The sequence below is a fragment of the Paraferrimonas sedimenticola genome, from assembly GCF_002282855.1.
Lineage (GTDB): Bacteria > Pseudomonadota > Gammaproteobacteria > Enterobacterales > Shewanellaceae > Paraferrimonas > Paraferrimonas sedimenticola.
Genome location: NZ_NRIR01000004.1, coordinates 260,167 through 282,962, shown reverse-complemented (window position 1 = coordinate 282,962; position 22,796 = coordinate 260,167). Strand labels below are relative to the sequence as shown.

The 22,796-nt window shown below is 51.8% G+C and carries 21 protein-coding genes; 11 read left to right on the top strand and 10 right to left on the bottom strand.

All coding sequences use genetic code 11. The annotated features are described in order from the left end of the window. Nucleotides 1-101: 101 nt before the first annotated feature. The 4 genes from CLC93_RS09265 to CLC93_RS09250 are packed head-to-tail and all read left to right on the top strand — an operon-like array spanning nucleotide 102 to nucleotide 4,640. Nucleotides 102-2,477, top strand: coding sequence for a DMSO/selenate family reductase complex A subunit (locus tag CLC93_RS09265; RefSeq protein WP_095505679.1), 2,376 nt, complete (start codon nucleotides 102-104; stop codon nucleotides 2,475-2,477). Then, entirely contained in the window at nucleotides 2,474-3,148 is a 675-nt protein-coding gene (locus CLC93_RS09260) for a DMSO/selenate family reductase complex B subunit (RefSeq protein ID WP_095505678.1), read from the top strand. Before CLC93_RS09265 ends, CLC93_RS09260 begins: the two co-directional genes overlap by 4 nt. Nucleotides 3,149-3,154: 6 nt before the next feature. Then, the gene (locus tag CLC93_RS09255) at nucleotides 3,155-4,036 is read left to right on the top strand and encodes a 4Fe-4S binding protein (protein WP_095505677.1); all 882 of its coding nucleotides are present in this window, start codon (nucleotides 3,155-3,157) and stop codon (nucleotides 4,034-4,036) included. A gap of 7 nt (nucleotides 4,037-4,043) precedes the next feature. After that, the gene (locus CLC93_RS09250) at nucleotides 4,044-4,640 is read left to right on the top strand and encodes a TorD/DmsD family molecular chaperone (RefSeq protein WP_095505676.1); all 597 of its coding nucleotides are present in this window, start codon (nucleotides 4,044-4,046) and stop codon (nucleotides 4,638-4,640) included. A 185-nt stretch (nucleotides 4,641-4,825) separates the two neighbouring features. Here the strand turns inward: CLC93_RS09250 and CLC93_RS09245 are convergent, their stop codons facing one another. Further along, complete coding sequence (locus tag CLC93_RS09245) at nucleotides 4,826-5,836, bottom strand: linear amide C-N hydrolase (protein ID WP_169902934.1); 1,011 nt, start codon at nucleotides 5,834-5,836, stop codon at nucleotides 4,826-4,828. 162 nt (nucleotides 5,837-5,998) lie between these two features. Here CLC93_RS09245 and CLC93_RS09240 point away from each other — a divergent pair, with 162 nt between their 5' ends. The 3 genes from CLC93_RS09240 to CLC93_RS09230 all read left to right on the top strand — a co-directional run bounded on the left by CLC93_RS09240 (nucleotide 5,999) and on the right by CLC93_RS09230 (nucleotide 8,469). Further along, nucleotides 5,999-6,880 carry a LysR family transcriptional regulator gene (locus tag CLC93_RS09240; protein ID WP_095505675.1) on the top strand — a complete coding sequence of 294 codons (882 nt, stop codon included), beginning with the start codon at nucleotides 5,999-6,001 and terminating at the stop codon, nucleotides 6,878-6,880. An 87-nt stretch (nucleotides 6,881-6,967) separates the two neighbouring features. Further along, nucleotides 6,968-7,996, top strand: coding sequence for a tRNA dihydrouridine(20/20a) synthase DusA (gene dusA / locus CLC93_RS09235; protein ID WP_169902932.1), 1,029 nt, complete (start codon nucleotides 6,968-6,970; stop codon nucleotides 7,994-7,996). Next, nucleotides 7,993-8,469, top strand: a complete 477-nt coding sequence (locus CLC93_RS09230) for a DUF2947 domain-containing protein (RefSeq protein ID WP_095505673.1) — start codon at nucleotides 7,993-7,995, stop codon at nucleotides 8,467-8,469. The genes dusA and CLC93_RS09230 overlap by 4 nt, the downstream gene beginning before the upstream one ends. Nucleotides 8,470-8,524: 55 nt before the next feature. Here the strand turns inward: CLC93_RS09230 and CLC93_RS09225 are convergent, their stop codons facing one another. After that, a complete protein-coding gene (locus CLC93_RS09225) occupies nucleotides 8,525-9,988 on the bottom strand; it encodes a CYTH domain-containing protein (protein WP_095505672.1) in 1,464 nt (487 codons plus the stop codon). A gap of 220 nt (nucleotides 9,989-10,208) precedes the next feature. Here CLC93_RS09225 and CLC93_RS09220 point away from each other — a divergent pair, with 220 nt between their 5' ends. The 3 genes from CLC93_RS09220 (at nucleotide 10,209) to CLC93_RS09210 (ending at nucleotide 12,997) form a co-directional block, all read left to right on the top strand. Beyond that, the gene (locus CLC93_RS09220) at nucleotides 10,209-10,889 is read left to right on the top strand and encodes a TIGR00153 family protein (protein WP_095505671.1); all 681 of its coding nucleotides are present in this window, start codon (nucleotides 10,209-10,211) and stop codon (nucleotides 10,887-10,889) included. Nucleotides 10,890-10,916: 27 nt separating this feature from the next. Continuing rightward, entirely contained in the window at nucleotides 10,917-12,185 is a 1,269-nt protein-coding gene (locus CLC93_RS09215; RefSeq protein ID WP_095505670.1) for an inorganic phosphate transporter, read from the top strand. Nucleotides 12,186-12,367: 182 nt separating this feature from the next. Then, nucleotides 12,368-12,997 carry a TIGR04211 family SH3 domain-containing protein gene (locus CLC93_RS09210; protein ID WP_141237372.1) on the top strand — a complete coding sequence of 210 codons (630 nt, stop codon included), beginning with the start codon at nucleotides 12,368-12,370 and terminating at the stop codon, nucleotides 12,995-12,997. A gap of 238 nt (nucleotides 12,998-13,235) precedes the next feature. On the opposite strand, the gene CLC93_RS09205 is transcribed toward CLC93_RS09210, so the two are convergent. From CLC93_RS09205 to CLC93_RS09170, 8 genes are all read right to left on the bottom strand, one after another. Then, nucleotides 13,236-14,072 carry an ion transporter gene (locus tag CLC93_RS09205; RefSeq protein WP_095505668.1) on the bottom strand — a complete coding sequence of 279 codons (837 nt, stop codon included), beginning with the start codon at nucleotides 14,070-14,072 and terminating at the stop codon, nucleotides 13,236-13,238. Nucleotides 14,073-14,102: 30 nt separating this feature from the next. Continuing rightward, nucleotides 14,103-14,456, bottom strand: a complete 354-nt coding sequence (locus CLC93_RS09200) for a hypothetical protein (protein ID WP_095505667.1) — start codon at nucleotides 14,454-14,456, stop codon at nucleotides 14,103-14,105. Then, nucleotides 14,453-15,094, bottom strand: coding sequence for a hypothetical protein (locus CLC93_RS09195; RefSeq protein WP_095505666.1), 642 nt, complete (start codon nucleotides 15,092-15,094; stop codon nucleotides 14,453-14,455). Before CLC93_RS09195 ends, CLC93_RS09200 begins: the two co-directional genes overlap by 4 nt. Before the next feature lie 3 nt (nucleotides 15,095-15,097). Beyond that, nucleotides 15,098-15,790 carry a PspA/IM30 family protein gene (locus tag CLC93_RS09190; protein WP_095505665.1) on the bottom strand — a complete coding sequence of 231 codons (693 nt, stop codon included), beginning with the start codon at nucleotides 15,788-15,790 and terminating at the stop codon, nucleotides 15,098-15,100. A gap of 28 nt (nucleotides 15,791-15,818) precedes the next feature. Next, a complete protein-coding gene (locus CLC93_RS09185) occupies nucleotides 15,819-16,232 on the bottom strand; it encodes a YjfI family protein (protein WP_095505664.1) in 414 nt (137 codons plus the stop codon). Between the two features lie 63 nt (nucleotides 16,233-16,295). Beyond that, nucleotides 16,296-17,999: a polyamine aminopropyltransferase gene (locus CLC93_RS09180; protein WP_095505663.1), complete on the bottom strand. Its 1,704-nt coding sequence runs from the start codon at nucleotides 17,997-17,999 to the stop codon at nucleotides 16,296-16,298. Then, nucleotides 17,996-18,889, bottom strand: a complete 894-nt coding sequence (locus tag CLC93_RS09175; protein ID WP_095505662.1) for a DUF350 domain-containing protein — start codon at nucleotides 18,887-18,889, stop codon at nucleotides 17,996-17,998. The genes CLC93_RS09180 and CLC93_RS09175 overlap by 4 nt, the downstream gene beginning before the upstream one ends. An 18-nt stretch (nucleotides 18,890-18,907) precedes the next feature. Beyond that, the gene (locus CLC93_RS09170; protein ID WP_095505661.1) at nucleotides 18,908-19,831 is read right to left on the bottom strand and encodes a hypothetical protein; all 924 of its coding nucleotides are present in this window, start codon (nucleotides 19,829-19,831) and stop codon (nucleotides 18,908-18,910) included. Between the two features lie 76 nt (nucleotides 19,832-19,907). Between CLC93_RS09170 and glnE the strand changes: the two genes are divergently transcribed. Continuing rightward, entirely contained in the window at nucleotides 19,908-22,763 is a 2,856-nt protein-coding gene (glnE, locus tag CLC93_RS09165; RefSeq protein ID WP_095505660.1) for a bifunctional [glutamate--ammonia ligase]-adenylyl-L-tyrosine phosphorylase/[glutamate--ammonia-ligase] adenylyltransferase, read from the top strand. The last annotated feature ends 33 nt before the right edge of the window (nucleotides 22,764-22,796 follow it).

The window sequence follows — 22,796 nt, the reverse complement described above, 5'->3', positions numbered from 1 at the left end:
CGGAAGCTGATATAGTTTGCTCAAATTTTGTGATAGCTCGGGTTTGCGCACCAGCAGCGTTTTCTTACTTGAGTTTAAACAGGCCAACCACGAGGTCTTTTATGAGCATTGAACAACCTAAAGATGCATCCCGTCGACAGTTTATGAAAGCTAGCGGAACGCTCGCGGCGAGCATTCCCTTTATCAGCGCGCAACAAGTGAAAGCTGCGCCGAAGGCGGATGGTCAAATCCCGTTAGCGCAAGACGAGCGAATAGTGCATACCTGCAGCACTTTTGACTGTGGTGGCAAATGCGATATTCGCGCCCACGTGCGCGGCAACCAACTGGTGCGTATCAGCACCATTAACGATGAAGCGGTAGACGATGATATGCCACTGATGCGTGCCTGTGTGCGCGGTCGCGGCTACCGCCGTTTTGTCAATCATCCCGACCGCTTGAAATACCCAATGAAGCGCGTAGGCAAGCGTGGTGAAGGCAAGTTTGAGCGCATTAGCTGGGACGAAGCGACCAGCATCATCGCCAGTGAGAGCAAGCGTCTAGCCGAACAATACGGTCCTAGCAGTCGCCACATCATCGAAGGCACAGGTGCAGTAACCGGTGCGCTTAATGGCGTTGAGTTTGCCAAGCGTTTGTTCAATTTAACCGGTGGTTTTTTGCATGCCCACGGTAACCCGTCAACGGTAAACGCCATGATAGGTACCATTTTCACCTATGGTGAAAACCCGCTGGCGGGCAGCTCGCTAGAGACACTGCGCGACTCAGAACTGATCATTTTGTGGGGTCACAATCCCGCTGAAACCGTGTTTGGCAACTCCAATCACTTTTTCCAAGAGCTCAAGCGTGCGGGCAAGCGTATCATAGTCATCGACCCGCGCTTTAGCGATTCGGTGGCGGCCTATGCCGATGAGTGGATCCCCCTCAAGCCAACCTCCGACAGCGCTCTGGTTGAAGCGATGGCCTATGTGATTTTTGAGGAAGGTCTGCAAAACCAGAGCTTTATCGACAAGTACAGTGTGGGAGTGAGCGAGGCGTCATTGCCAGACGGCGTTCCTAAAGGCGAGTCGATGTTGGCCTACCTCAACGGCGATAAGGGTGGCGTAAAGAAAACCCCTGAGTGGGCCGAGCCTATCACTGGCGTGCCTGCTGCCACCATTCGCCGTTTGGCCCGCGAGTACGCCAAGGCTAAGCCTGCAGCTTTATTGATGGGCTGGGGCCCTTCGCGCCATTACCGTGGTGAACACATGACTCGCTCAACTGCTTGGTTACCTGTTATCACAGGTAATGTTGGCGTTAGCGGCGGCTCGGCCGGTGCTTGGAACGCGCCTGCCTACCTGCGCTTCCCGGTACACCCTGACAACTTTGAAAACCCAGTAGGTCACGAGATTTCCTTTACCCAACTGAACCAGGCGATTGCCGACTATCAGTCAGTTGGGCCGCATAACGGCTTGCAAGGGGCAGAGAAGCTCGACGCGCCGGTGAAAATGGTGATGTGCCTAGGTTCAAACTACTTGGTGAACCAAAACCAAAATATCAATAAAGCCGCCAAAATTCTCGAAGACGAGTCTAAGTGCGAGCTGATTGTGGTCAGTGATTTGTACATGACCCCAAGTGCCAAATACGCGGATATTTTGCTTCCGGAAACCTCATTCGCTGAGCGTTGGAACTTTGGTTTTGCCTGGGGCTTTGGCGACTATGTGCGCGTGTCTGAGCCTTTGTTGAAGCCTGAGTTTGAGCGTCGTTCAGACTACGACTGGCTGCTCGATGTGGCGCGCAAGCTTGGCGTTGAAAAGCAGTTTGGTGAAGGTTTGGATGAGCACGGTTGGGTTAAAAAATGCTGGACCATGATGCAAGAGACCTATCCCGATGAGAATCTACCCAACTGGGATGGCATGCTGAAAAAACGCACTCACTTGTTTAAAAGTGGTGTGAAAACGGTGGCCTATCAGCCCAACATTGACGATCACGACAATCAGCCTTTCTTAACCGAAAGCGGCAAGATCGAGATTTTCTCTAAGGCCTTGTACGACATGCAAGACCCAGCGATCCCAGCGTTGTCACACTACCAACCGTCGCCTGAGAGCTTTGCCGATAAGTCCTTGAGCAAGGAGTATCCACTCCAGTTGATTACTTGGAAGCCGGCCAACCGCGCCAATTCCACCATGTACAACAACCCTTGGATGCAAGAAGTGAAGCGCCAAGAGCTTTGGATTAATCCTATCGATGCGCAAGCGCGAGGCATTAAAGACGACCAAAGTGTGCGTGTGATTAACGGCCGTGGCGTGATTGAAATCCCGGCTAAGGTAACCCCAAGAATCATTCCTGGGACCGTAGGCCTGGCCAACGGTGCTTGGCGTCAGCTGGATAAAAACGGTGTGGATAAAGGCGGTTGTGCCAATACCCTGTCGAGCGACCTACAGTCGCCCATCGGTAAGGGGAATGCCAACAAGACTATGCTAGTGGAGGTAAGTGTCGCATGAGCCAACAATCAACTTTTGCCGCAGGCGAGGCTATCCCGTTTGTCGAATACGATGCGGTGAGCGATGAGCAGCTAGGTTTCTATATCGACTCGTCGATTTGCTCTGGCTGTAAGGCCTGCCAAGTCTCTTGTCAGGACAACAAGCAATTGGATGTGGGCCAGCGTTTTCGCCGAGTTTACGAGAAAGCCGGTGGCGGTTTTGAAATGACCGAAGCAGGCGGTTTCACAAACAGCGTATTTGCCTACACAGTATCCATCGCTTGTAACCACTGCGACAAGCCTATGTGCATGCGCCGCTGTCCTACCGACGCCATCCACAAACGCGAGGGCGATGGGATTGTGCGCATCAACACCGATACCTGCATTGGTTGCGGTAACTGTGCGAAATCTTGTCCTTACAAAGCGCCGCAGATGAACCCGAAAACCGGCAAAGCGGATAAATGCGATTTTTGTATCGACCGCTTAGCCCAAGGGCAGCAACCGGTTTGTGTGAAGTCCTGTCCACTGCACGCCATCGAGTTTGGGCCGATTTCGCAACTGCGTAAGAAATACGGCGAGCTGGCCGAAGTCAATGGGCTGCCAACTGCCAAAATGACACGTCCGAATCTGGTGATTAAGCCCAATCGCGGTGCGCTCAAAAAGCCTGAGCACGCCCAACTGGTGAAAGGCTAAGCGCTGATGGTAGGTTTATTCGCAAGCTTGATGGCAACCGAGACCGCTGAAACGAATGTGGCTAAGCTCAACCTTGAGCGATGCGCTAACACTCGTTTTCGCTCGGTTGAATGTCGTGCTTGCGAGATGGCCTGCCCAACCGCCGCGATCAGCGACGCTGCGGTCAATCCAGAGCGCTGCATCAACTGTGGTGTGTGCGCCAGTGTGTGCAAAAGTGATGCTATTGATGGCGTGAAGCCCGCCCAACGTCGATTCGATGGGCCTTGGTTGCTACTCAACGCTCACGAGTTTATTGGCATCGACGAACTGGCCTATTGGTGTCGCAGCAAAAAGCTCGCCGGCATTTGGGTCACTAGCCAAGATGAGGCGTTAGTCGCAAGAGCGACCGCTCTGGTTCACCAGCTCAATCAGCGCAAGGATGGCACCTTGAATGCCTTGAGCGTGCGCCAACAAGCGCGAGTAGATCTCGCCAAGCGGCGTTGGTTGAGAAGTGCCAACGATGCTGGCAGTCGAGCCAAGCAAGCCTTTAGCACTAGTGCTCCCAGCGCCATCTATGCCAAGGGCTTTTCGATTGCGCTTGATAGTGAGCAGTGCAATGCTTGCATGGCGTGCGTCAATGTGTGTGATAGCCAAGCGATCACGACTCAGGATCAAAAGTTTCAAATCGACAGTGACAAGTGCATTGGTTGTCATCACTGCACCGCAGCTTGTCCTGAAGCAGCGCTTGAACTGAGCCCTCGTGACTACAAGCGCCAAAATCAGATTCAAGTGCTAACGATACATGAATGCCAGTGCCAAAATTGTCGTCGCAGCTTTAACGCATTGGATGCCAATGCCCAGCTTTGCGGTGTGTGCGAGAGCGCAACCGAATTAGATATGAAGGAGTAGCGTAAGAATGTCATTGCCCAACACCTTATTGGCTCAATCACTGAATACTCTGGCAATCCCGTATCGCTTTGGACCCAATACACAAGCTTATGCCGCGGTCGCTGAGTTTTTTGCCGAGCCCGAGTGGCCGCAATACTGGATAGACAGCAGTGCTTGGTCTGAGTCACTGCCTCAGCTTAAGACCGATTTGAGCGAAATGAATGCGCTGAGTGAGCATGACTGGCGTGAGTTTTTTGGCGTTGAGCAAAGTCTGCCGGTCCCTTTGTGGGCGTCGGTGTATTTAGACCACGAGGGATTGCTCAACAGCGAGTCGACCTCAAACATGGAAGCGTTTCTAACTCGCTTTGGCATTGAAGTGGATACCGGTGAGCGAGAGCCAGTGGACCATTTAGGCATTCAGCTAATGGTAATGGCGAGCTTGGCTCAGCAGCAGCGTCTTGATGTGCTTCAGGCGTTTTATCGCGAGCACGTGGCTATTTGGGTCGATAAGTATTTTGCCGCTTGTGAGAGCTTTCATCGAGAACAAGAGTTACCAGAAGTCATTCGTGCTTGGTTGTTGTTGACTCAACTGAGCCTTGACTCATTGCGGGCTCAAAGGCCATAAAAAAGAGGAGCCTCAGGCTCCTCTATCAATTGGCCAAGTTGCCTTGGCCGTCATTCCCTTGTTTATCGTCCTTGGTGTCGTCAAACTCTGTTGCCAGACCGTGTCGTCAAGTAAAGGTGAGCGGGGCAAAGCAATCAACAGCTCCGCTCATCCATATTCGACCGAGTAAATCCTAGTTACCTTGATTACTTACCTTGGTACATAACCTTGGTAGGGTGGATTCCCATTGGTTGACGCTCCGGTTTGTTGGTGTCAAACATGCTGAAGTTATAGGTTTCTACATTCCAAGTGTCGTAACGGTCAAATACCCACTCGCCAGCGTTGCGGTCAGTGTGCACAGTCCACAGAGTTGGGAATACATCGCCAACGTTCTTGTCTAGCTGGTCGTAGCCAGCAAACACGTTGTTCGCAGCAGCTTTCATTGAGTTTTTAGCGGCAGTGGCGTCTTTCACGTCACGAGCGTACATGTCTTCGACAATGGTTTTACCGCGCAAGCGACGGTCGTAAGGGCGAATAGAACCGTCAGCCTTTGTGAACTCTTTGTCCATGATCAGGTGAGCGCTAAACTCTGGGTCGTTCGACATGTAAGCCGTGCCTTCGCCGCGGTAAATCTTCATTTCACCACCAACAAACTCAACTACGGCAGTGTCGCCATTGCGATCGGCAAACTGGAAGTGAACTGGTGCAGTTTCAGAACAATGCGCCATGTCGTTGTGGGGAGGTAAACCACAAACGCCGCTGTTGACCACGTCAACTTTCTCTAGGTTGGCGACTACTTCTTCAACGGTCTTGAAGTTATCAACCGCCCATTGAGCCACTTGCAGAGCATCTACGTCTTGCTTAGCTTCAGTCGGCTCAGCGAACGAGGTGTAATCAGTTCCCAAATACAGCAAGTGGGCTTCTAGACCTTCTTCGTTCATGGCTTCAGCCACGATACCTGGCAAGAAGCTAACAATTTTCATCGAAGCGTATTTAGCCTTGGTGGTCACCGCGTTGCTGCCTTGAGCGTAGGTGTGCTTCATGCCTTTGCCTTCACCAACGATTTGGGCGTCATCGTGACCGTACCAGTCCATAGTGCGAACTGAGATAGCGGCATCGCCGTTGTTGTAAACCAAAGTGGTACAGGCGTTGGCGACAGTGGCAACACCAGCACTAAGGGCGGCGGCAGCGGCTAAAGCGATTACTGATTTTTTCATGATTCACCTCATTAGGATTTCAGGTGCAACGCCTTATCTCTCTAATAAAGGCCTTGCTGATTCGTTGATGGTGGCTATTATGTATGGGAAATATCCGAAAGTTTAATTGCTGAGTGAGGGGTTTCCCCTTTGATGCTTTTAGTCAGTATTTGAAGGAGATTTATGGCTTACACCTTGGATCAGTTACGGGCTTTTGTGGCTACCGTAGAAGGGGGCAGCTTTCGCGCCGCAGGCCTAACCATAGGCAAGCACTCTTCTACCGTGAGCGAGCAGGTGGCCAACCTCGAAATCGACTTGGGGGTGGATTTGTTCGAGCGCAGCGGACGTGGCATTCAGCTCACCGAAGAAGGGCAGGACTTGTATGAGCACGCCAAACCAGTGCTGCGTGAGTCCGATTTTTTTCAGGCGAAAGCCGACAGCTTACATCAAGACCACCCCACCAAATTCACGCTGGCCATAGAGACCTGCTTACGCTGCCCTGAAGTGGTCGCTTGTTATCAAGCGGTATTAGAGGAGTTCCCGGGTATTACACTGACAGTGCTCAATGGCGATGTGGACCAGGTGTATGCATGGCTGCGCTCGGGAAAAGCCGATGTGGGTTTAATTCCAACCAATTTCCAAGGCAACAATGAATTTGCCTATTCGCGAGGTTTTAGCTTTGCCATCAGCAATGTCGTCAGTCGAGAGGTGTTTGACGAAGGTGCTTCGATGAGTGCCATGACTTTGCGAAGTATCCCGCAGATTTTACACAGCTTCATGTTGAACGCCGGCCTGGAAGAGGTCCACCGTGAAAGTCACCGAGTGTTAGTTTCCAACAACGCCAATGAAATGATAGAAATGTCGATAGCCGGTCTCGGCTGGGCACGAGTTCCCACTTTTTTAGTGGAGCGACATTCGCAGTACCACAAACTGCGCAGTTTTGAGGTAGATGATGCTCGACAAGAGCAGTGGTGGAGTGAATTGCTCCACAATAGCGGCCGGCGCCCAGATCGAGCGATGCGCTTGTTCATGGAAAAAGTAAAACAAATCCCAAATAAGCTATAGCCTAAGGTGTGGGGTAAATTGCCCACAAACATTCTGGTGCTTGAGTGGTATACTTAGCCCAAATTTTTGCCAGTGGAACCACTTTTCTTGTCTAGCGCGCACAACCACAGATTCTCCATCGCTCCAATGCTGGATTGGACCGACCGTCATTACCGCTACATGGCTCGCGCCATGTCCAAGCACACTCTGTTGTACACGGAAATGGTGACAACCGGTGCCATTCTATTTGGCAAGGGCGATTACTTGGGCTTCAACGAAGAAGAGCACCCGGTGGCTTTGCAGCTCGGCGGCTCAGACCCGAAAGCGCTGGCCGAGTGCGCTGTGTTAGCCCAGCAGCGTGGCTATGATGAGATAAACCTTAACGTCGGTTGCCCGTCTGATCGGGTTCAAAACGGTCGCTTTGGTGCCTGCTTAATGGGTGAGCCCCAGTTGGTGGCGGATTGCATGAAAGCCATGGCGGATGTGGTAGATATTCCGGTAACCGTAAAAAGCCGCATTGGCATCGATGACCAAGACTCTTATCAGTTCTTAACCGACTTTATTGGCACAGTGTCTGAAGCAGGTGTGAATCTATTTACCGTGCACGCACGCAAAGCTTGGTTGCAAGGCCTCAGCCCCAAAGAAAATCGCGAAATACCGCCACTGGACTACCCTCGGGTGTATCAGCTTAAACGCGATTTTCCCGAGCTAACCATTAGCATCAATGGCGGCATTACCGACTTTGAGCAAGCCAAAGCCCATCTGGCGCACGTGGATGGTGTGATGGTGGGGCGTGAGGCTTACCAAAACCCATACATGGTGGCTCAAGTGGACCAAGAGCTATTTGGTGAGCAGCAAGCATCAATGAGCCGCGAAGATGTGGTGGAAGCCATGCTGCCGTATATAGAGCGCCACCTAGCTAACGGTGGTCGCCTAAATCACATCACCCGCCACATGATTGGCTTGTTCCAAGGCCAAGCGGGTGGTCGTGCATGGCGTCGACACCTAAGTGAGAACGCCCATAAGCCAGGTGCGGGTCTAGAGGTTATCGAACAAGCACTGGCGCAAATGCAGCAAGGGGCGGCTCACGCGGCTCAGGTTCAGGCCAAACGTAAAAACCCAGAGGCCAGATCATGAGCCCGTATATTGCGCTAACCGAATTCAAAAACGCCTGGATGTTTCGTCGCGAAGACTTGCCGGTCAGCGATAACGATGCCGAGGCGATTCGTCCTATGACCGAGCCTCGAGCTGCGCAGTTGTGGAAGCAAGCGGTAAGCACTCAAGTGGACCACCCGGACTTTTTTAAGAAAGGCGACTGGGCGTTTGCGGTGGAAACTTGGGGAGAGAGTGGCGACTGGGAGAGTGTTTGGGATAGCGACCAGACCCAATTACCGGAAGAATTAATAGCTCACCTCGATTGGGACGATAACACGCTAGTGTATTACTGTGTCGATCAGCGTACCGTGCTGGAAACTCGTTGGGGCGTGTTCAAGCGCACTTGGAAGTGTTTCCTATTTATGGACGATGGTGCCTTACTAGTTGGTAAAAAACGAAATCAAGTGGTTCAGTTTCTCTCCAACGGCAGTTACCGCCTAGGCGATAAAAGCTAAATCAAAAAATCCCCGAAACAAGTGTTCGGGGATTTTGTTCTAAACGTTCAAAAAACTACTGCCAATACGGCGTCTGCAGCAGAGCATTGCGGCGCGATTGTTCCATGGCAAATACCAGTGAGTCCTCTTTGCGCGCCAGCCAAGACTCAATGTCTATCTCTAGCTGTGCAGCCGCGCCTCGAATCTCTTGATAGCAAGCCAGTTCGGCGATACCAGCGGCCATGTCATTCCAAGGCAGACGGAAATCGTCACGACCAGCGTGACCGTATAACTCACCGTAACTCACGCCCACCAGTAAGCTTTTCTCAAGTGGCGCGGCAAATTCCAGGTAATCCTGTTTGTCGAGGTCGGTGTTAACCGGCATCAGTTGCTGCACCATTTGCCAGGATTCGGCTTGAAAGCGAGTGGCGTGGTCGCGCAAATCTTGCGTATCTGTGTGGATTTCACCCATGCTGGCGAGCTGCAATAAGTGCAGCTGTAACTGGCCGTAAGACAGCTCGCTGGTAATTTGCGACAGCTTTTGGCTTAATCCTAGCGCTTCGAGACGAGCTTCTAACACCTGATTAATCGCATCAGCATCGGCCACTTTGCGCAGACTGCGGCTGTTTATCCCCAGAGCTTGCTCGATAGCAGCGGCTTGATCCACAAAGCCCAAGTGCTTTTCCAATTGAGCAAAGGCATTCTCAAACGCATCGGTGAGCTGATTGAATTGCTTCATCACCAAACGGATCATCCGCAGCGACACGCGCAAGTGATGCCACAAGCTGGGGCTGGGGTTGCTTTCGAGCATCAGCTCAAGCGTCTGCCAGCGCTCAAGTCCTGCCATTAATAAGGTTTGAAAGGCTTTGGCTGGTGATAACTCTGGGTTGAGCTGAATGTAATCTAGGTCATTGAGTAGCGCATCGGAGGCTTGCGCTGCCATTTGGTAGCCGCGTTTAGCTTTGCTTTCGCGTCCCAAACGCACCGGAATGCACTCGGCTATTTGCATGGCGATATCAAATAGTATGCTTGGCTCGCCATCGACCAATTCCAGTTCCAACTCACTAATGGGGGAGGTCGCGGTTTGCGCTTGAATCTCCCCTTGATCCAAACACATCTCTATTTGCTGTTGTTCGGCTTCTAATAGCCAGAGTTGACGGTCAAAGTCGGTGCTGAAAAGTGCGGTAAGCTCTGACTGTACCGTCTCAAGCTGACTGTCGGCAGGCCAAATTTCGTCGGGAAATAGGGACAAATTGGGGATGTTTTGTTCGATTGATACGTTGTACTCAGGGCGACTGTGTAGTCCGCCCTGAACTTGGCCAGCGGTTTTTAGGGTTTGTTCGCAGAAATCTGGGCCTTTGCGAACCCTTAATCCCATGTTCCATCGACGCAACTGCAGTTCCGGAGTATCGAAGTAAGTGTTGCGCAGATGTTGTCGCGTTTGTTGTTGCAACTGTCCCAATCTTGGTGCTATCTGATTGAGTTCATTCGCGTGTTCAGGCTTTACGAGGAGTTTTAGCTCGACTTCCGTCTGGCTCATTCTTTACAATTTCTCAAAGTTTTAATAAAAAAGTCATGACTTGGTAATTAAAGCGTCAGAATGCAAAAAGCGCTTGTCATCAGTGTTTGCGCAAAACTGCTATGCTTCTTGACGGCGATGCGCCCCAATTTCGTGCCATTTGGCGGTTTTCTTTGGCTAGAGCATGGGTTAACATGCGCCGAAATTCCCGTGTGGAAAACCATCAAAATAGGTAACGGCTATGCCAGTAAACTCTATTTTAGGCGTCTTTGCAAAATCGCCGATTAAACCGCTGCAAGAGCACATCAATGTCGTTAAAGAGTGTAGCAACACTCTGATACCCTTCTTAGAAGCGGTGATCGCTGATGATTGGAATGCGGCCAACCAGTACCGAGATCAAATCAGCCAGCTAGAGAAAGATGCTGATGTGATTAAACGTGATTTGCGTATGTCTCTACCTGGTGGGCTGTTTATGCCCGTCGAGCGTACCGATATCCTTGAAGTACTGACCCACCAAGACAAAATTGCCAATAAGGCAAAAGACATCGCCGGTCGAATCATCGGTCGTGAAATGTCTATCCCTGACGGTTTGGAAAAATCGTTTCTCGCCTATACCCAAAGATGCTTGGATGCAGTTGATCAGGCTCACGAAGCCATCAACGAGTTGGATGAGCTATTAGAGTCTGGCTTTCGCGGTCGCGAAGTAGACCTAGTAACCAAGATGATTCAGCGCCTGGATCGCGTTGAAGACGATACCGATGCAATGCAAATTCAGCTGCGTCGCGACTTGTTCAAGATTGAAAAACAATTGAACCCCATCGATGTGATGTTCTTCTACAAGATCATCGAATGGACGGGCGATTTGGCGGATTTGGCCGAGCGCGTGGGTTCTCGTTTGGAACTGATGCTAGCTCGTGCCTAACGCGAGGCGTCTTTTAAGGTTATAACAATGGTAGATATTCTAGTTACTCACGGTCCTTGGTTGATCGGTTTTGCCGCGCTGTTCGGTTTTTTAATGGCGTGGGGTATTGGTGCAAATGACGTTGCCAATGCTATGGGCACCTCTGTTGGCTCAAAAGCGCTAACCATTAAGCAAGCAGTTTTGATTGCTATGGTGTTTGAGTTTGCTGGTGCGTACTTGGCGGGTGGCGAAGTCACCAGCACAATTCGCAAAGGTATTATCGACTCTGGCTACTTTATCGACACACCTGAGCTTTTGGTGTTCGGTATGATTTCAGCACTGTTGGCGGCGGGTTTGTGGTTGGTTCTAGCCTCTTACTTGGGCTGGCCGGTATCCACTACTCACTCGATCGTAGGCGCTATTGTTGGTTTTGCCGCAGTGGGTGTTGGTACCGAAGCAGTTGAGTGGGGCAAAGTCGGCGGCATTGTTGGCTCTTGGGTAGTAACCCCGGCCATATCCGGCTTCATTGCTTATCTCATATTCCAGACGGCGCAAAAGCTCATCTTCGATAAAGAAGACCCGTTTTCCGCGGCTAAGCGCTACGTACCTATGTACATGATGTTCGCCGGTTTTATTATGTCGCTGGTCACCATCACCAAAGGTCTAAAGCACGTTGGCTTGCACTTTAGCACTGTTGAAGCCTACGGCTTATCGATTGCCATTGGTTTGATTGTCGCTGGTATTGGTAAGTACTTCATCGGTAAGGTGAAGGTAAACCTAGAAGCCACTCGTGATGATCACTACTACAACGTAGAGAAAATCTTCGCCATTTTGATGGTAATCACCGCTTGTTGTATGGCATTTGCCCACGGCTCTAATGACGTAGCCAACGCTATTGGTCCTTTGGCCGCGGTAGTATCTATCGTTGAAAGCGGCGGTGAAATTGGCGCCAAAGCACAGTTGGCCTGGTGGATTTTGCCGCTTGGTGGTGTGGGTATCGTTTTAGGTCTGGCTATCTTTGGTAAGCGCGTAATTGAGACCATTGGTCGCAACATTACTCACCTGACTCCAAGCCGTGGTTTTGCCGCTGAGCTTGCGGCCGCGAGTACCGTAGTGATTGCTTCTGGTACCGGTCTGCCTATCTCTACCACTCAAACTCTAGTGGGTGCGGTACTAGGTGTTGGTATGGCGCGCGGTATCGCGGCTCTAAACCTAGGTGTGGTGCGTAACATCGTCGTATCTTGGGTTATCACCCTACCTGCGGGTGCCGGTTTGTCGATTGTATTCTTTTACATTATCAAAGGAATATTCAGCTAAGCGACAACTGCACTTAGTTAGAATGAAGGGGCTCAATTTGAGCCTCTTTTTGTTTTTAGTAACTATTTTTTGTTTTTATTAATCAGGGGTGCGATGGAGGCCAAACCTACCCGCCGCAACCCTTGCATTGTTGTGCCGAACTCCCTAGCATGGGCGCATCATTGGCTTAAGGAACCCAATCAGTGAAACAGTCACGGTTAACACTTCTTGCACTGGCGATGGCCGCCACTTCTGTATTGTCGAGCGCGCCTGTCGCAGCCGAGGACGGCTATATTTCCGATGACGTCTACGTATACCTGCAAGCGGGTCCTTCTAACCAGTATCGTATTTTGGGTACGGTTGAGACCGGCATGCAAATCACTCTATTGGGTGAGACTCAAAACGATTACACCAAAGTGCGCGACCACAAAGGGCGTGAAGGTTGGATCCCAAGCGAATTTGTCACCACAAACCCAAGCTTTCGCGCTCGCGTAGAAGCGGCGGTAGCGGCGCAAGACAGCGCTCAGGCAAGCTCTGAAGCCGCGCAACAGCAGCAACAGACCCTGAGTACTGAACTGGCGGCGGTTAAGCGCAACCTAGGTGGCGAGTTGGAAAGCACCCAAAACGAGCTGGCCAAAACCAAGCGCGCGTTAGCGTCTGCGTTGCAAGCACAGCAAAAGGCGGAAACCGAGCTATCAGAAGTGCGCAAAGACGAGCAGTTCGCCATGTGGCGCGAAGGTGCCGGTATTGTGACTGGTGGTATTCTGTTAGGCCTGTTGATCAGCCGTTTGCCAAAGCCAAAACGTCGCGGTGGTGGTGATCGCTGGATGTAGCGATTGGCCTGTTAGGCATTGAAAAAGTCACCCTCGGGTGACTTTTTTGGATCTTGGGATTAGCGACTAAAACCGTCATTCCCGCGGCAACTAAGGCGTCATACCCGCGGAGCCAACGTCGTCATTCTCGCGAAGGCGGGAATCTAGCAAACCGCTATTAGCAGTTAGGTGGATCCCCAGTCAAGCTGAGGATGACGGAAATGGCAAGGATGACTGGGATAGCACAAAGAAAAAAGCCCTAGTCCCTAGACTGCAACAGCGCTTTAATCTCATCAAGCTGCCCCTGAATCTGCTTCTGGTTGGCCTCCATCTTGCGCTGATTAGCTCGCATGGCGTCCTGGTTGTCCTCCATTTCCGCCAGAATTTTTTCAAGCTCGGCTCGGGTTCGGGCTTCAGATGCCTCGACAGTTTCCTCTTGGTCTGGTGCGACAAACATCGAGGCTACGTAGCCTGATACCACCCCAAAGAAACCCACACCGCCGATGATCACCAGACCACCTAAAAGTCGACCGGCTCCAGTGGACGGGTAGTAATCGCCATAGCCCACGGTAGAAATGGTCACAAATGCCCACCAAATGGCTTCCTCGGCGGTATTGATATTGGAATCTGGGTGTCCACCTTCAACCAAGAGAATTAGGATTGAGCTCAGGCTAATTAGCACCACTGTGGCTAACAACAAGCCCATAGCGCCAGTTTGAGTGCGTTGGCGCAGCAGCGGAATCAGAACTGAGCGGCTGACCCGAATGAGACGTATCACGCGCAATATTTGGAAAATACGCGCAAAGCGAAGCTCTTCTACCGCAGGAATACTGGCAACGAAATCTATCCAGTTGCGCTTTAGATACTCGCGTTTACTGTCTGCGCTAAACAGTCCACTGAAAAACTTCACCTGAAACACCAGACAAATGCCGGTATCTAGGTAGAACAAGAGTTGGTAGGTTTCTTCGTCCAGCTTGCCAAAGGTCATGGTCAGCACCACCAATACCGCCACAAAAGACAGTATCATCATGGCGATCTCGGCTGGGGTTAGCTGGGGATGATTGGACGAGGTTGAAGGGCTGCCGGCTCCTGCCATGGTGTAGATCCTTGTTGCGGGTTCGCTGCTTTACTGTTTTTCTGAAAGATAGCGTACCAAATCTTGCTGCACTTGTTTCTTTATTTCTAATTGCTCATCGGCGCTAAGCTGGTATTTTTGCGCCAATTCCTGGTAGTCGTCAGCGTTTAAAGTCAGGGTCAAACGCGGGCGCTTGGGTCGCTTGTTAACGCTAAGGCCAAGTATGGTGCGAATTTGATCCGATGGGCTTAGACCCGCGTCTAATGCTTCACGGCGAATTTGGTATTGAAACTGTTCATCTAGGTCAAAGGCCACTTGGGTGGCCTTGGCAGCGCGCTGACCGGCTTGCCATTTTTTCGGCAAATCTTCAGCGTTTCTTTTGGGTTTGTTGTCGGCTTTACTCATGCTGGCCAGTACTCTCTGATGTCAGACACCGGACGGTATAGCGTGAGCATGACATCCGTCTCGCCATTTTCATAGACTTCTATGTCGATGGCGTGAGTTTCGTTGTCATTAACTAGCTGGTAGGCCTCAAACGCGTCGCCGTGGGATTGATTGGCGTCTTGAGGTGGGCGGGTGTGGCGATAGTCGGCGCGGTGAAAATAGCCAAACTCGGCAAAATCGGTTTGTCGATAGCGGCCATTTAACCATCCGGCCAACTCGCCATCTTGCTCGTGCCCTTCGAGCTCTGCAAACACGCCTTCTTCGAAAATGTCGGCGAAGGCGTCCATATCAAAACAGCTTTCTACTTCGGCTCGAGTGAGCTTGATAGAAACCGCCAGATACTCTTCATCGTCTTGCTCTATAGATAAGAATAGCGTGTGTTGGCCGTTTCCGCGAAGTATCCACTCAGGCGCTCGGCTGTTTTGATACTCGTAGCAGTTGACACTCTCGACTTTGAACTGCTGCCCACGCAACAAGCCCGGCAGGGCAAAACTGTCATCCAGCACAATCATGTCTCCTTGATTGAGCTGGCTTGGGTGGTTTAGTTGCCGAGGCTCAGCCTCGGCTTTTTTCCCGAACAGCTTGTCGAAAAAGCCCATGGCCTAGTCTGCCTTCTTGGCTTTGAGGCGGTCGAGCACCGAACTGGCGTTCGATTTTTGCTCGCCAATGCCAGCGGCTTCTAGCTTGTCCATCAGACTCTTGTCTGAGTTTTGCGCTTGCAACTCTTCTGACGCTTTCAGGCGGTCATCGAAATTCTGCTGGCGCTGCTTAATGCGCTCTAGCGACTCTTTGGCGTTCATCAGTTTCGAGTTGCTATTGGCAAACGAGTCGGTAATGGTCGCTGTGGCCTTTTGCACGCTCTCAGTGGTCTTAACCATGCTCAGCTGACGTTGGTAATCCGCCAATTGACGCTCGGACTTTTTAACCAGCTCTTTAAGGCGTACCGCGTGGGCGCTGAAGCTTTCAAGCGAGCTTTGTTGCTCGGCCAGCTCGGCTTCAAGCTGTGCAATTTTCTCAGCCACTTCTAGTGCTAGTGCTTCATCACCTTGATTCAGCGCTTGAGTAGCGTAGCCTTCATGCTCGCTGATGCTGCGCTTCAGGCGGTCAACTTCGCGATTGGCTTGCATTTCTTTGGCCATCACATCGGTCAGTTCGCGCTTGGCTTTGGTTAGGTGATTCTCGGCATCACGAATTTCTTGCTCGTAGATGCGGGTCGAATTAGCGTCTACGATTTGCTCGCCCACTTCACGTGCTCCGGCGCGCAAAACGGTCATTAATTTGTTCAAAATACTCATTTTGGGTTCTCCCCTAAATTTCAATGAATTACTTCAGGTACTGGGCCATTTCATCGATAACTTCTAAGCAGTTATCCGACAGTAGGGCTAGCTCGTGTTCGACGTCTTCCATGCTCGATGACACCGACAGAGCGCCAAATACTACGTACTTGTTGTCGACCTTGGCGAACGACGACAGAGGCATGGGAATGTTGAGTTCCAACATGGTTTCCAGCATTTCGGTACGTCGGCTCAAATCCACTTCTTGCTCGTCCCACAAGTAGCTGATGCACAGGATTTGATCGTCGGTGACGGAAACAAACACTGGCAGCTCTTCGCGTCCAGCCAAACTAACCTGCAAAACTTCCACTTCGCCAGCGATTGGTAAGCAATCGAACTTAAATCCAGTGTGGCTGTTGTCACCCAACTGATTCAGGTGATTGGCGATAGTATGAATGTTCATAAGTGTCCTCTCTGACATATTATGTCCGTTAACCTTAGCACCTCGACATAATATGTCAACATGCTATTCATTGAAATTTAAGCCCTGCCCTCGGGACCAGGCTTGCTGATGGTATTGATACAACTGATTAGAACCAAATCGGTTTACCTTAACCTCTTGTTTATCCCTATAAAAGTCGCCAGGGAAGGCAAATGCAGCGAGCGCCAATTGAGGTGTCAGCCAAGTTTCGTCGATGCTTGGCCACTCTTGCAATCTTGCTAATCGCTGACTGGCCTTTAAACCTGATTTGGTGGCAATACTCCAGCCCCATTGACCGAAACTCGGCACGTTATGGTGATACTGCTCAACGCCACGAAACCCAGCGGCAGTTAGGGTTTTTCCTACAGAAATGAACGCCTTACGAGCGTGGTAGGGGCTTGTGGACTGCACCGCAATGACACCGTCTGCGCTTAATAGCTGATTAAGCTTGGCATAAAATTGGTCACTGTAAACCTTGTTGATATCCGGGTGGCTAGGGTCGGGTAAGTCCACCACTATCACATCGTAAAAACGTCCTTCGCTGATTAGCTCATCAGCGCCATTAAAGGCGTCGGCATAGCGCAATTCGACGCGTGGATCCTTGAGTGAGTTTTGGGTGAGCTCGGAAACAGCGGTGGCAATTCGACGACTAAATACAGCCTCGGGCTCTTTAAAAGTGCGTACCAACTGCTCGTCGAGGTCCATCAAAGTCACTCGCTGGGGGTGCCATTGCAGCACGTGCTTCAAGGCAAGGCCATCGCCGCCGCCAATGATTAACACTTGCTCCTGACGTGCGCTGGCGGCCATCGCCGGATGCACCAAAAAGCTGTGATAAACCGCTTCGTCCTGGCTGGAGAACTGCAAGCGCCCGTTGAGGTACAAAGAGTACACAGGCGCGCTTTGAGTACCCAGCTGGCGCTCGGTTAATACTATCTTTTGAAAGCGAGTGTCTTGGTTGAACACCACTTTGTCTTGGTAGAGAAGGTTGTTGAATTGGTGCTGCCAGTCTGGACCTTGCCAGGCCAACACCATCAGCAGAATGGCTGCGATTCCGTGTAAACCGGCTAAGAGTTTGGGGCGCCGAATGTGCCCCCAATAGCGCCACAGAAAGGCAAGGCCTGCAATCAGGTTGACGCTGGCGGTAATGGCTGCGGCAGTTTGAGTGTTGATGGTGAGCATCCAAAGCACCCAAATCGCGGCGCCTATGCCGGCACCTATGTAATCCGCGCCGTAAATGGTGCCTGCGTTGTGTTTGAGGTGCTCGCTGGCTAAGTCTTGACGGACACGTGCAATCAGGGGGATTTCCATGCCGATAAACCAGCCCAGTATCACGCCCCAAACATAGGGCAGGTATTGCGCTAGCTTTTGCAGACGAGCCAGCACGCCGCCACTCGGGGCAAGTTCTTGGGGTAAGCCAAAGGTGTCGGCCAGCACCGCAGGTAGCACTTGGGTGAGGCCGATAATTGCTGCAGTTAGCAGAATCGCCACTGAGCCAATGATTGCCACTAGTAGCTCTAGCACCGCGAAGCCTGAGAACGCACAGCGCACCGAGCGCGCGGCAAATGCGCCTAAGCCCATGGAGACAATCATCAAACCAATCATGGTGAAGATTGCCGAGTCCATGGCGCCTAACACGCGCCCAGCGTAGTGGGATAGCAAGTACTCGTAGATTAATCCACAGCCAGCGAGTACCGTCATGATGCCCAGTAGCAGGACATCATCGAATCTGGCCAGTTGGCGTCGGGTCATGCCATTAGTGACGTCAGAATCAGAGCGATACCTATGCTAATGCACATCTCGATAGTGGCCACACCTACGTTCTGCTGCTGGTCAACCTCTCGAGTCAAATTGACATTGGCTAACACCAAGCGTTTTGCAATCATCAGCAGAATTGAGAGTACAAACAACATGACCACTGAATAAATAAGCCAGCCAACTATGTTGGTCAAGTAAGCGAATTCATCAAAGACAATGAAGTAACTAGCGGACTTAAAGGTCAGCGCGAGCGCCACTAAATAGCCACCGTGACGAATGGCGATGGCTAGCTGACCTTGGGCTAAGGCCACTTGTAAGCCACCGTTGGGATTGCGTCTTTGGTATAGGTACTCGCGCAGTCGAGTCATCACTAACAGCATGAATTGAGCGACGAGAAAGCCCGAGAATATGGCGATGAAGGTGTTAATCGACAGTCCTTCGGCCCACAATAAATTCGCGCGAATGATGATGGCTGTGGCAATCGCGACACTGGCGTCTACCACGGCAACCGCCATGTTGCCTTCGACAATCAGAGTGGGTTTATCGATTTGATTGAGTGCCACTTTGTCGTGCAGCCAGCGTCCGAGTTTAATCAGGATCAAGCCAAAACCGCCGTAGGCTGTCATGCCAATGGCTTCCATCAAATATGACTCAGCGGCTTCACCGGTAATTGCTCCGGTCAATACTATGGCTAACGCCAGCACTGCACCGGCGGTGCTGATGCCAAAGGCGAAATTGTCTTTTTCTGCGAGTTCGTGAGTGGTGTTAACTCGACCCCACCAGCCTTGAATGTAGCGCATCAAAGTCAGCAACAGCATAGCAATGGCTAGGTCTATGACCAGAATGATGGCAAGCTCCTGGGAAATACCAATGTCGTTCATCATGCGTGGGTTTCCTTACGATTATTTGCCACGGCGCGTGCTGCGCGCTGTGCGATTGCTAGAACTTCGAAAACCGCCCGAGCTTTTGGAGTAGTTCGAGCGAAACTTAGCGCCGGCGGGACGGTTTTTGGTTTGTTGGGCGACTTGGCTGGATTTGGACAATCCCGCGCTGCCTTTGTTGGTCTTGGCATAGGGGCTACTAAAACGGCCGTCGCGGCTAAAGGTTTTTTGTTCGTTGCGCACCGTCTTTGGCGAGGTGTAACGCTTGCGACCGTAGTCGCCGTAATAGCTGTAGTCGCGATTGCGACTCCAGCGGTCGTAGCGCACCGGCGAGGTCAAGTTAGAGAACAGCGCGTACATGCCGTACCATTCCCAAAACGACATGCCGCTCGAGTTGGTCTGCCAGCTGCCGTAGGCCGGGTTGCCCACCAATTGGCTGCCAGCACCAAAGTCTTCAGCGCCGTTGGCGGCCAGTGATGCGGCCTGACTGACGGCATTGACGCGAGCGAGCTCGCCGTTGGACATGTCGGCAATCACATTCAATGGATCGGACAGCAAGTCGTTATAGCTGTTGGGATCGGCCGCTTGAGTGAGCTGATAGGCCTCGTCTAACTGCTCGTCTAGATCCAAAAAGTTGGCCGAGTTGCTCAAATCAGCAAGACGCGTTTGCAACTGCTGAAACAATGGACCGTTGCGACTGGCGTCGGTTTTTAATTGGTTGAGCAGCGGTGACAATTCAGGTCGAGTTTGAGAGAGCACATCAGCGTATTGGTTCAGCATCATGGCGTTTCGAATTTCGCCATTGTCGAGCATCTGCCCCAGCTTTTCGATGCGTTGGGCACTTTGCGCTTGGTAATGGGCTATTTTTTCTGGGCGGTCATCGCCACAGCCACCCAAGAATAAGGCGAAAGTGAGTAGAATTAGAGGTACCAGCTTATCTGCCATGCCTGCTCCATAAGTGGTAAAGTGATTGGCAACTTCGCTAGAAAGTATAACCAAGCTTTATTATCAGGACGTTATTATGGCCACTGATGCCGTCAGCAACAAGCCTCAATTTACTCTCCTCGAATCAACAAAAAACCAATATTGGCAAGAACTTGCCGATAAGTCCGGCGAGCTGATTGATTCGCTTGCGGAACAGGATGCCCGTTTACTTGAAGCAGTTCTGGGCGCTTCAGACTTCGTTGCCAAACAATTACTGCGAAACCCACACTGGATTGAAGTACTGCTCAGTGAGCACGGCGTTCACACCAATCCCGACTTGAGTCAGTATCGCGCAGAGATAACCCAAGTCTTGGCCGAAGTGCGCGATGAGAACAGTGCCAAGCGAGTGTTGCGTCAGTTTCGCAATCGTCAGATGTGCGCCATCGCTTGGCGAGACATCTGCAACTTGGCCACCTTGCAAGAGTGTATGGCACAGCTGTCCGACTTGGCCGAAGCGCTAATTTTGGGCGCCCGCGATTGGCTGGTCGAAGAGATGAAACCCGGTAGCGGACTGCCAATGGCGGAGGATGGCAGCGAGCAGCAACTCTTGGTTATCGGCATGGGTAAGCTCGGCGGCCGTGAGCTTAACTTTTCCTCAGACATCGACCTGATTTTCTGCTTTGAGCAGCACGGCAATACACAAGGCGGACGTCGATCGCTTGAGAACCAAGCCTACTTTATTCGTCTGGCGCAGCGCTTAGTTAACCTGCTACACCAGGTCACCGCCGATGGTTTTTGCTATCGAGTGGACATGCGATTACGGCCCTTTGGCGACTCAGGACCTTTGGTGGTGAGCTTTCAAGCCTTGGAAGACTATTATCAGGAGCAAGGGCGCGATTGGGAGCGCTACGCCATGGTCAAAGCCCGTGTGCTTGGCGAGCGCTGTGAGCAAGTTAGCCAGTTAAAAGAGCTATTGCGCCCCTTTGTTTACCGTCGCTACTTGGATTTCTCGGCGGTGGATGCTCTTAGAAAAATGAAGCAGATGATCGCTCAGGAAGTGCGTCGGCGCCAGCTGACCGACAATATCAAACTAGGGCAGGGCGGCATTCGCGAAGTCGAGTTTGTGGTGCAATCGCTGCAACTTATTCGAGGTGGTCGCGAGCCTAGTCTGCGATGTCAGAGTTTGTACTTGGCCCTTGAAGAGTTGCAGGCCTTAGGGCAGCTCAGCGCGATTCACTCGCAACAACTGCGAGCCAGTTACGATTGTTTGCGCCGTACTGAGAACTTGTTGCAAGCCATTGATGACCGCCAAACTCAGACCCTTCCAGACAACGAACTCGACTGGCAGCGCTTGTGCCAGAGTATGGGGTACGACTCGCCGCAAGCGCTGCGAGAGGCCATTGAGCAGGCCATGCGATCCATTCATAGCATCTTCCTCGACACCATAGGCGGCGAAGAAGAGCAGGAAGAGCAGGCTAGTTGGAGTCAGCTGTTGTGGCAATCCAGCGATAGCGAGCTGGCGTTGTCGGTGGCGCAAGAAGCCTTGGCTGAGCCCGAGTCCTTTGTAAAAGCGCTACAAGGCTATCAAGACCAGTGCGAGCGCCGTCGAATCGGTCCTCGTGGGCGCGAGACCCTGGATAAATTAATGCCGGCGTTGATCTCTGATTGCGCTAATTATGGCAACGCAGTGCAGGTGTTTGAGCGGGTTTCCAAGGTGCTCGAGCAAATTCTGACGCGAACCACTTACCTTGAATTGCTTCAGGAAAACCCCGGCGCTCGCGCTCAGTTGCTGCGCTTGTGTCAGGCCAGCCCTTGGATCACCGAGCAGTTGTCGCGTTTTCCGATTCTGTTAGACGAGCTCATCGACCCAGTACTTCTTTACAACCCAACCGCCCTTGAGGATTACCCCTCCGAGTTGCGCCAGTACTTGTTGCGCATTAGCGAAGATGATGTGGAAGGGCAAATGGAAGGGCTGCGTCAGTTTAAGCTGGCTCAGCAGTTAAAGATTGCCGCGGCCGATGTCACCGGTGTGTTGCCTGTGATGGAAGTGAGCGATCACTTAACTTATTTGGCAGAGGCCATCATAGAGCAAGTGGTGCAGCTGGCTTGGGATCAAGTGGCGGCTCGCCACGGTGCTCCACAGCAACTAGAGCCGGGCGAAACTGGCTTTATGGTGGTGGCCTACGGTAAGGCCGGTGGTCTAGAGCTGGGCTACGGCTCGGACTTGGATTTGGTGTTCTTGCACAAGGCGATTGTGGGCCAGACCGATGGTGACAAGCGCCCGTTAGACACCCATCATTTTTATTTAAAGTTGGCGCAGCGAATATTGCACCTGTTCTCTACTCGTACACCGTCCGGCATTTTGTACGAAGTGGATATGCGCTTGCGACCCTCCGGTGCGTCGGGCCTCTTGGTTAGCGAGTTGGAGCGCTTTGGCGAGTACCAGACCCAAGAAGCTTGGGTGTGGGAGCATCAGGCGCTGTGCCGAGCGCGCGTGGTATATGGTGATAGCGAACTCACCGCTGGCTACAATCAGATTCGCCAGACTGTGCTGACGCGCGGTATGGACGAGGCGACCTTGCGCGATGAGGTAGTCAAAATGCGCGCTAAGATGCGCGACCACTTGTTGGACACTAAGGCCGAAGTAGACCTTAAGCAAGGCATTGGTGGCATTACCGATGTTGAGTTTATTGCTCAGTATTTGGTGCTTAAGCACGCGCCGTCTAATCCTGAGCTATGCCGATGGTCCGATAATGTACGGATTCTAGAAGACTTAGCCGCGGCTGAGTGTTTGCCGGTGGCGCAAGCGCAGGCGCTGATTAACGCTTATTGCGAGTTGCGCGATGCCAGTCATCGCAGCACTTTGGCAGGGCAGGGGTATCGTTATCCGGAAGCGGTGACGGGCGCGATGGAGCAAGTAGCTGAGATCTGGCGTGGGGTGCTGGAACGCTAAATATGGACAGGAAATGGCAAGAGAAAACATCAA